This window comes from Bacillota bacterium, from assembly GCA_013314855.1.
Lineage (GTDB): Bacteria > Bacillota > Clostridia > Acetivibrionales > DUMC01 > Ch48.
Genome location: JABUEW010000154.1, coordinates 1 through 8,732, shown reverse-complemented (window position 1 = coordinate 8,732; position 8,732 = coordinate 1). Strand labels below are relative to the sequence as shown.

The following is an 8,732-nucleotide window of genomic DNA, read 5'->3' as shown; positions in this document are numbered from 1 at the left end:
TAGTTTTTGCGAATCGCCGCCGACGGCTTTATTTTCATCAGCCAATCACCTCTTTTGATAGCAATAATATACTCTTATTATATGCTAATTGTACTATCAGCGACCATATTTATGCGAAATATCGTTGACAGAAGAACAGAGAAGAACATGGGGACGTGAAGAACATGGAAGAACATGGGAAAGAACATGGGGACGGGTTCTTTGTTCATTTCATCAAGCATTATGAACTATAGTTTGACCTATACCGGTTATTCGGCTAATTTGCCTTATCGAAACTCCCTCTATATTCTTCAAGCTTCGCAGTACATTATCGCGTTCACCTTTTGGCATTTCTTTGAGAATTGCCAAAGGCTGTTCTCCCATTATCCCCACAAAAAACTTCTCGGCTTCTTTATCTGTTACACGTTTTCGCTCAACATAATCAAGGCATTGTAGATCATCGCCTTCTTCCATAAAGGCACTAAAAACTTCGTATGGATTCTGATTACTGGTGTGGAATAAGCCAAGAATAAGACTGGTTTTGGTAAGACCAGGAAGAAACTCTTTTCCTCCTAAATAGACCGAACAACTGCTCCACGGATACGCCTCCGGTTTTTCTACCATACTGGCTTTAACCGGATTTCGGTGGACATAACGGATGACGGTTTGCAGGTACGTTTCATCTTCCACATTTTCACTTTTGAATCTGTCTTGAAACACATATCCTTTGCGCTCATATTTCCAGTTGTACCAATATGCATAACTCCCACCCAGCCGCTTCATAATCAACGATATACTGTCCTTACCCTCAAAGATAAGCAGGTGAACATGATTGCTCATCAAGCAATAGCCTAGAACTTGAGCTTCTCCTTCATTGCATATCCGGGATAGAGTCTCCAAATATCGCTTATAGTCATCTTCATCATGGAAAATGTTCTGGCCGTTAATACCACGGACCATAATGTGATAAATCCCTGTTTTGCTAGCTTGCCTAGCATATCTGGCCATTTGGCTTCCTCTTTTCAATATTCCTTTATTATACTATTTTAACAATAACAAACAAGGTACCCGTCCCCTTGTTCAGGAATTCGCCTTTTGTATGCCAAACCCTACTCTCCAGAAGCCACGGGCAAGGTGGAGAGATTCAACCGGGTGGTGGATTCATTCCTCTCCGAAGCCGCTTTGGAAAAACCACAGTCGCTCGAAAAGTTAAACCAGCTGTTTTGGGTTTGGTTGGAGGAATGTTATCAGAAGAAGCCCCATTCGGGTTTGCAGGATACCATGAGTCCTGAAACCGCCTATCGCATCGACCGGAAAGCCTTAAAGTTTCTTGATCCAGAAACCATAGCAAAAGCCTTCTTACACTGCGAAGACCGGAAAGTGGACAAGGCAGGCTGCATCAGCTTCGAGAGTAGGAAGTACGAAGTAGGCCTTAACTTCATCGGGAGCAAGGTGGAGGTCGTTTACGATCCTGCTGATACCAGCATACTTACCATCGAATATGAAGGACATGAGATTGTAAAAGCAAAGCCCCTGGTAATCGGGGAATCAAGCGGACAACGACCCAAACTCCCAGAACACTTGCTGCCGGCCCCGGCCGAATCATCAAGACTATTGCAGGCAGCAACGAAAAAGAACCAGGAAAGAAAAGAAGTCCAAACCCCAGCCGTTTCCTACCGGAAAGTACGGAAGGAGGGCGGCGATCATGTTTGAGGAATTCTACGGACTAACCAAGACCCCGTTTTCAAGGGATATTCCAACTGAACACTTGTATCAGTCGCACCTATTGGAAGAAATCCTGGGAAGGCTTGAATACGCCGCCAAGCGCCAGTTGTTTGCCGTAATAACAGGTGACTGTGGGACCGGGAAAACCACCACCATACGCCTGTTTAAAGATACCTTGGATGCATCAAGATTCATGGTTATGTATCTGGCGGATTCAAAATTGACCCCCAGGCATTTTTACAAGGGCCTTTTAGAGCAACTGGGATGTGAAGCAAAGTTCTATCGGGGTGATGCAAAGCGCCAATTGCACCGGGAGATTGAGTTATTACAAGGAATCCATCACTTGCAGCCGGTAGTAATTGTGGATGAAGCCCATCTTTTGGACAAGGAGATGCTGGAAGAAGTTCGTTTCCTTCTGAATTTTAAGATGGACGCCCAGAGCCCCATGACCTTGATTCTGGTGGGTCAGAGCGAACTCTGGGACAGATTTAAGTTGCAGTCATATGCCGCCATCAGGCAGCGAATTGATCTACAGTGCAAATTACCGCATCTGGACCGTGCCCAGGTTGGCGAATATGTGAAGAGCCATCTTATTTATGCGGGGACTGAACACGAAATATTTTCCGATAAAGCGGTTGACGAAATCTTCAAGTTCTCCAGCGGGGCTGCCAGAATAGTGAACAAGCTTTGCACCCATTGTCTGCTTTATGGGGCTCAGAACAATCGCAGAATCATCGATGATAGTATGGTGAAGTTCGTAATCGAGGGAGAGTTGAATTAATTCTCCCTTCCCCAAAACGGGGAAAGCTTTTGGCCAGCATATCCGTCAATCTCCGGACAACATACACCGTCTATCGCTGGACATTATGAGGCGGCTGTAACAGTATAAGGCAGAAACGGCGTTATTGTATATATTTCACTTATTTAGTGTTATTTAGATTAATGTTAACTATAAAAAATTGTAGGATAACAACCAAATACAATAATTAACCTAACAATCGTTAACATAATAACATCAAAAAAAACTTTAATTTTTATTGCTAACCTAATTCAGTATAAAGTCTTTTATTCTAATTCACTATTTTTTCTCCGTTCTTTACATTTCATGTCGCATTTTCAGCAGTTCACGTCATAAAAACATATATTGGGTACATATGGCAGGAATTCCTTATGCCCACCATGAATGGATATAGTTGTTAAACAGATGAAGGGAGGTGAAAGTATGACACAGTCATTAAATAGGTCTAGACTCCCGCCTTTCAACGAAATGTGATGAGGGAACAGACTTACACCCTTGCACCCATCACAAAACCATACTTTAAAATTTAGGAGGTAAAACATATGAAAAAAGTTTCAATAAAACGAATAGCTAGTTTAATCTTGTCTGTATGTTTAATGTTAACGTTTTTTAGTATTCCCGTATTTGCACAATCAACACAGGCATCAGAATATAAGTTAGAGAATCAGCAGGACGCAATTAAACTTATAGATGCAGCCAACAATGGTGATCAAAAAGCTATCCAAAAACTTTTAAGTCTAAAAGCCTTTAATAAGGACGAGGTCAACAAAGTCTTAAATGGAGTTAAATTTACCGCCGCTGATAAAATAAAGACCTTTAACTTTGATGATGGTAGCTCAATAACAATCGAATTAGGTAATCAGTCATCGATAAAAGAAGGAACTCGAGAGCTTCAAAACACCCTTACAAACTATTTTATGTATCGGTGGTACGTTTATGGTATAGAGTGCGGAAGGTATCTGTTATGGATGCGTTACCAAGCGGATAGTGCTAATTGCTGGGGGGGGTATTCCTGGAATACATCAAGTGCTGTGCCGCCGTACGGTGTTACACAAGATGGAACTAGCAATCAAGTTACCCAAGGGTTATATGTTCAATCTACGGGTAGTGGCGGTCTTACCGCTTATGGTTATCGTATCAGTTCGGTGAGTATTGTTGGGTATTGTTACCCTAATCCTTTAAATGATTGGTGTCAAATTTATGTATCTTAAGAGATAAAATCATGGAATGGTATAAGAGAACTATCTCTTATACCATTCCAATAAAATGGAGACAAAATTATGAAAACCAAATTAGGGTATGGCGTTTTAATTTTATGTTTATTAGGGTTTATATTTTATTTACTACATCAAAAAAGTATGTTAACATCAATGCCGAAAAATACAGCAATTAACAAAAAACTGTATTATCTAGAAAAAATTGAATACGAAAGTTCAAAAAATTTCATTAATACTGATAATTTAAAAAATATAAAAATAGCAATAGTTGATTCTGGCATTGATCTGCAGTGCACGGACCTTCCCATTAATAATATTGAACAAAAATACATTTTCCCTGCAAGTTATTCTCAAAACAAAGAACATGCGACGCAGATTTGTAGCATTATTTCTGGGAACCAGGGTAATAATGAAAATATTATTGGTTTAGCTCCTGGAGTAAAAATATACTCATATGTTGTAACGGATGGAGTAGTAGCGGTTCAAATAGGCGATATTGTAAGAGCGATTGAATTGGCCATCAATGATAAAGTTGATGTAATAAATCTAAGTTTGGGTAGTTACGAATATTCATCTGAAGAAGAAAAAGTGATTAAAAAAGCATTAGCAAATAATATCGTAATAATAGCTTCTTTCGGCAGTAGAGGGGATTCAAAAGGATTGTATCCGGCAATATTAGATGGGGTGATATCTGTTGGTGCAGTAGATGAAGATAATGATTTATTGCCGACATCCAATTATGGTGAACATTTATCTGTGGTTGCTCCAGGCAGCAATATTAATTGTGCCTCCGGAAACGGTTATTATAAAACTGCTTCTGGTTCATCATTTTCTACTCCTATCGTTACGTCATTAGTTGCTCAAATCAAAGCAAAAAATAAAACCTTAACCCCATATCAAATAAAAGAAATTATAGAAGCCAATTGCACAGATATTGGCCCTCCCGGGAAAGATATATATTTTGGGGCTGGCATAATAAATTTTGAAAAGACTTTAAGAAGCCTTGACAAAATTTAATTAATAATCCAACTCAGCTTTTACTACATCAATACTTGATATGAGCTGGTTATCCTTGTATTTTAGAAGATCGTTACTACGAATTACTACCACCACACCAATTATTTTAATGCCGTTATTATCGATATATTGGTTTATTTCTTTGACTTCTTTCAACAGCTTATTATTGCCCAAATACTTACCCTCATTTTCTAAAAAATGCATTTCTATTCGGAAGTCCTGAGCTGCTCTTACAATCGAATCTTCAGTGATAACACTTCCAGCTCCGTTTACTTTTTGCATGCTTTGAGGGAACCCCCAACTACTATTAAAAGTGTGTTTGATGGGCTTTATCTCTATGTTTCCAGTATCAATTGCCGCCCAGGCATATCTATTATTACCATTAATCTCTTCTAGAAAAGTTTCTAACTCAGCAGTTGAGATAGGGTTAGAAAAACGAATAACCGCTTGGCAATTAGTAAATTGACTTATTTTCGCAAGTTTATTCCATTCTAAGTTATTCTCTTCACTACTGCCTAATTTGGTTTCATTAAAACATATACCAGGGGAATTCATTACATATGAGGAATACGCCTTTAAGAAAAACGTCGGGATTGTTAAGCTGATTTCATTTGAGGGCGAGAAAGGATTTTGAGAATACTTGCTATTAATTTTAAGGCTCATTATTTCTTGACTTGAACCAAAAGACTCAATTTGTGCCGAAGGAATAGTAAACATAATATAGTCAGCAAAAACACGTTCGGCAATTTGATTTCTATGCCCAAGAACCAAATTAAATAATGCTGGTAAAAAAATGCCAAGTATTAAACAAAAAATGATTAAGCTAAGAATGCAAATCAGAATTACTTTACTTATGAATTTAATTTTTAATTTACTAAAGGAAAAGTCTGTGCCGTTTCCTTTTAAAAATTCCTCATTTTCATATTGTTCAAATATGTTTTGGCAATCCCTACAGAGATTTAAATGTTTTTGAACCCTATTGCTGTTTTCTTCATCAAGGTTACCAGAAGCATAGTCAATTAGCATTCTTTTGCATGAATCACAATCAGGACGTTGCTTGTTATTCACTTGTCAAACCCTCCTTTAGCTTTTTCCTAGCCCTGTGCAAAGTAATTTTAACTGTAGATAATGAACAGTTTAAAATATAGGATATCTCGCCATATGAGAAGCCAAAATAATCTTTCAAAAGAATTGCTGTCTTGTATCTTACGGGCAATCTATTAAGTAAATTATTTAAATCCAATTTTTCTTCGACACACCCTACTCCTTTAGACTCTATTGCAAAATCCTCGATATTAACTGATTCAATCCTGTTTTTTCTAACGTGGTCTATAAACAAATTGTGGGCAATTTTTAGCAACCATGAAGTGTTATAGCATGTTCCTTTCATAGTTAAAATGTGCTGTATGGCTCTAAAAAAGGTCTCTTGTGTAAGTTCTTCAGCTAAATCGGAGCTACCACTTAGGTTCTTTAGGTAATAAAATATTTTGTTATAGTTAAGTTTATAAAACGCCGCAAATTCATTCATGATAATCTCCTATATTCTTTAACGGAGTTTTACCCTAAAAGTTACATCAATAATAAATATTGTTAAATATTTATCGTATAATTTTTACCAAAATATTTAATCCAGAGCCGGCGTCAAAATACTGTATGATATGCAGAAAACATTAACTAGCTAATGTTGACTAAAAATCCATAAGTAGGCTTTAATAGTATTAATAGTGGTTTTCGCTAGGTTGTGTTGGGTGCAAGGGTGTAAGTCTGTTTGAGTTATACCCGAATCGACGGACACAGTTGAGTTAGGTACAATAACAACTGTGGAGGGATTCGAAAATGGTTAACAAGGGTAACCGCTATGATGATGAGTTTAAGGCCGATGCAATGCGCCTGGTTAGGGAAGGCGGCAGGTCGGTCAATAAGGTAGCCAAAGACCTGGGGATCAATCCTCAGACGCTACGCAACTGGCTGGGTGAAGACAAAAAACGCCAAATCCCTGACAAAACCAGAATCATTGAACTTGAAGCCCAGCTTAGAGCCGAAAAACGTAAAACTAAAGATCTAGAGGAGACCGTTGATATATTAAAAAAAGCCGCCGCATTCTTCGCGAACCACGACCGGAAGTAATCTATGAATTCATAAAGGAACACAGCTCCGTGTTTCCGGTTGAGAAGATATGCGTAACTTTAGAAGTATCACGGAGCGGCTACTACGGTTGGCTAAACCGGCCTCCCAGCCAAAGAGAAATTGAGAACCGAATAATTCTTAAACTAGCCAAGCAAAGTCATGAAGCAAATCGCGGGATATGCGGCCTGGATAAAATTCTAGCCGATGTACGAGAAGAATATCCGAATTGCAGCCGTAATCGTCTGTACCGGCTGCAGAAGGAGAATCAACTGTACTCCAAACGCAAAAGAAAATTCAAGGTAACTACAAACTCAAAACATAATCTTCCTGTGGCGGAGAACCTTTTAAACCAGAACTTTAAAATAGATAAGCCGGCAGCGGTCTGGGTTACTGACATCAGCTACATATCCACGAAAGAGGGCTGGCTATACCTGGCCACCGTTAAAGATATATGCACAAAAGAAATAGTAGGCTGGGCTACAGCCAATCACATGAAAACTGAACTTTGCCTGACGGCTCTTAGAAACGCAATTAAACGGCATAGACCGCCCAAGGGACTTATTCATCATTCTGATCGCGGCGTTCAATATTGCAGTAAAGACTACCGGAAATATCTCAATAAGAACAATCTGATCTGCAACATGAGCCGTAAGGGCAATTGTTATGATAACGCCTGTGCGGAGACCTTTTTCAGCACAATTAAGTGCGAAATGCTCTATCACAATAATTACAAAACCCGTGAAGAGGCACGTCGGGATATCTTTTGGTACATTGAAATTTATTACAATCGCAAGAGAAGGCACCAGGCCTTGGGGTATCTCACCCCTGTTGATTTTAAACAAAGATATTTAGCAGGCCTGGCGGCATAACCTGTTGGATTTGAAAAACTGTGAATAATGCCAAAAACCTAACTCTGGAGTGTCCGTTTTATCGAGAAAGCCTCAGTAGTCACTATTTGAAATTATAAACTGGTAACAAATGGCCAATGACATAAATATAACTTAGTTAGATAATAATACCAAGCACCTTGAATGCCCATAATCCTCATTAAGCGTCTGACGCGCTTCTCATTAATGGATTTACCTTCTTTACGCATGGCATCAGTGATACGCCGATATCCGTAGTAGGGTTTAGCCGTATAAATTCGATCAATCAGCCTCATGTCGGCCAAGTCAGTTTCAGACCATGCATAACTTGCCGGACTCCGGTAAAGGCTGGTTCGGTTAATGCTTAATAATTGAGCCTGGCGGGATAAACTGAGCCGCTTATTATCAAGCTCTGCCATAGTTTTTCTGGATTCTACCGTGTTATTTAAGGCCAGATTTTTTTTTGAGCCAGTCAATCTCATAAGATTGCTGGCCGATAATCTGCCGATACCGGGCTTCCTTTTCTTCCATCTCCTTGCGTAGTTTCCCGGCTTCGTCCTTATTCTTTTCGAACACGGCGGCAGCGTTCTTGATAAAATCGCTCTTCCACTGGCTGAGCATTTGCGGATTCAACTGGTACTTCGAGGCCACCTGGTTCAAGGTCGACTCCTCCTGAAGAAGCTCCAGAACCACTTTTGCTTTGAATTCGGCTGTGTAACGATTTCTCTTTTCCATGTCTCCATTTTAGCTTATTTCTGTCGGCTTAGTGTCTCACCCTATGGGAGCAGTATAGGGGGGGATGAAATGAGCATTATGTAAACTAAGGTAAAAATACGCGGTAGGGGCCTGTATTTCGGACTTTGTGCATTGTTTATTCCCTCCTTGATCTCTTATGAAATAATTATGGACGGACAAATCTTTATGATTGGTTCATTATATGGCTTATACAATCAACCGATTCAGCTCAAGCACTTTTAATCAATTTTTACTTCGAATCCGATC

Annotated in this window: 9 protein-coding genes and 1 pseudogene; 5 read left to right on the top strand and 5 right to left on the bottom strand. The window is 39.3% G+C overall.

All coding sequences use genetic code 11. The features are described 5' to 3' along the window. Nucleotides 1–213 precede the first annotated feature (213 nt). Nucleotides 214–987, bottom strand: coding sequence for a transposase (locus HPY74_18340; GenBank protein NSW92584.1), 774 nt, complete (start codon nucleotides 985–987; stop codon nucleotides 214–216). An 87-nt stretch (nucleotides 988–1,074) separates the two neighbouring features. Between HPY74_18340 and HPY74_18335 the strand changes: the two genes are divergently transcribed. From HPY74_18335 to HPY74_18320, 4 genes are all read left to right on the top strand, one after another. Further along, on the top strand, nucleotides 1,075–1,692 hold the full coding sequence (locus HPY74_18335; GenBank protein NSW92583.1) for a Mu transposase C-terminal domain-containing protein: 618 nt from the start codon (nucleotides 1,075–1,077) through the stop codon (nucleotides 1,690–1,692). Beyond that, nucleotides 1,685–2,485, top strand: coding sequence for an AAA family ATPase (locus HPY74_18330; GenBank protein ID NSW92582.1), 801 nt, complete (start codon nucleotides 1,685–1,687; stop codon nucleotides 2,483–2,485). Before HPY74_18335 ends, HPY74_18330 begins: the two co-directional genes overlap by 8 nt. A 560-nt stretch (nucleotides 2,486–3,045) precedes the next feature. Next, nucleotides 3,046–3,714: a hypothetical protein gene (locus HPY74_18325; protein NSW92581.1), complete on the top strand. Its 669-nt coding sequence runs from the start codon at nucleotides 3,046–3,048 to the stop codon at nucleotides 3,712–3,714. 69 nt (nucleotides 3,715–3,783) lie between these two features. Next, nucleotides 3,784–4,737 carry a S8 family serine peptidase gene (locus HPY74_18320; GenBank protein ID NSW92580.1) on the top strand — a complete coding sequence of 318 codons (954 nt, stop codon included), beginning with the start codon at nucleotides 3,784–3,786 and terminating at the stop codon, nucleotides 4,735–4,737. On the opposite strand, the gene HPY74_18315 is transcribed toward HPY74_18320, so the two are convergent. Then, nucleotides 4,738–5,805, bottom strand: a complete 1,068-nt coding sequence (locus tag HPY74_18315; GenBank protein ID NSW92579.1) for a zf-HC2 domain-containing protein — start codon at nucleotides 5,803–5,805, stop codon at nucleotides 4,738–4,740. It abuts the gene before it with no gap. Continuing rightward, nucleotides 5,798–6,265, bottom strand: a complete 468-nt coding sequence (locus HPY74_18310; protein ID NSW92578.1) for an RNA polymerase sigma factor — start codon at nucleotides 6,263–6,265, stop codon at nucleotides 5,798–5,800. The genes HPY74_18315 and HPY74_18310 overlap by 8 nt, the downstream gene beginning before the upstream one ends. Nucleotides 6,266–6,573: 308 nt before the next feature. Here HPY74_18310 and HPY74_18305 point away from each other — a divergent pair. Beyond that, nucleotides 6,574–7,733 (top strand): IS3 family transposase gene (locus tag HPY74_18305; GenBank protein NSW92577.1). Its coding sequence is split into 2 segments (ribosomal slippage): nucleotides 6,574–6,832 and nucleotides 6,832–7,733, totalling 1,161 coding nucleotides; the frame shifts between segments, so codons are not numbered across the junction. 92 nt (nucleotides 7,734–7,825) lie between these two features. Here HPY74_18305 and HPY74_18300 read toward each other — a convergent pair. Together HPY74_18300 and HPY74_18295 are read right to left on the bottom strand one after the other, a co-directional pair. After that, entirely contained in the window at nucleotides 7,826–8,149 is a 324-nt protein-coding gene (locus HPY74_18300) for a transposase (GenBank protein ID NSW92576.1), read from the bottom strand. Nucleotides 8,150–8,171: 22 nt separating this feature from the next. Continuing rightward, nucleotides 8,172–8,465 (bottom strand): annotated as a pseudogene (locus tag HPY74_18295) (transposase). Nucleotides 8,466–8,732 lie beyond the last annotated feature (267 nt).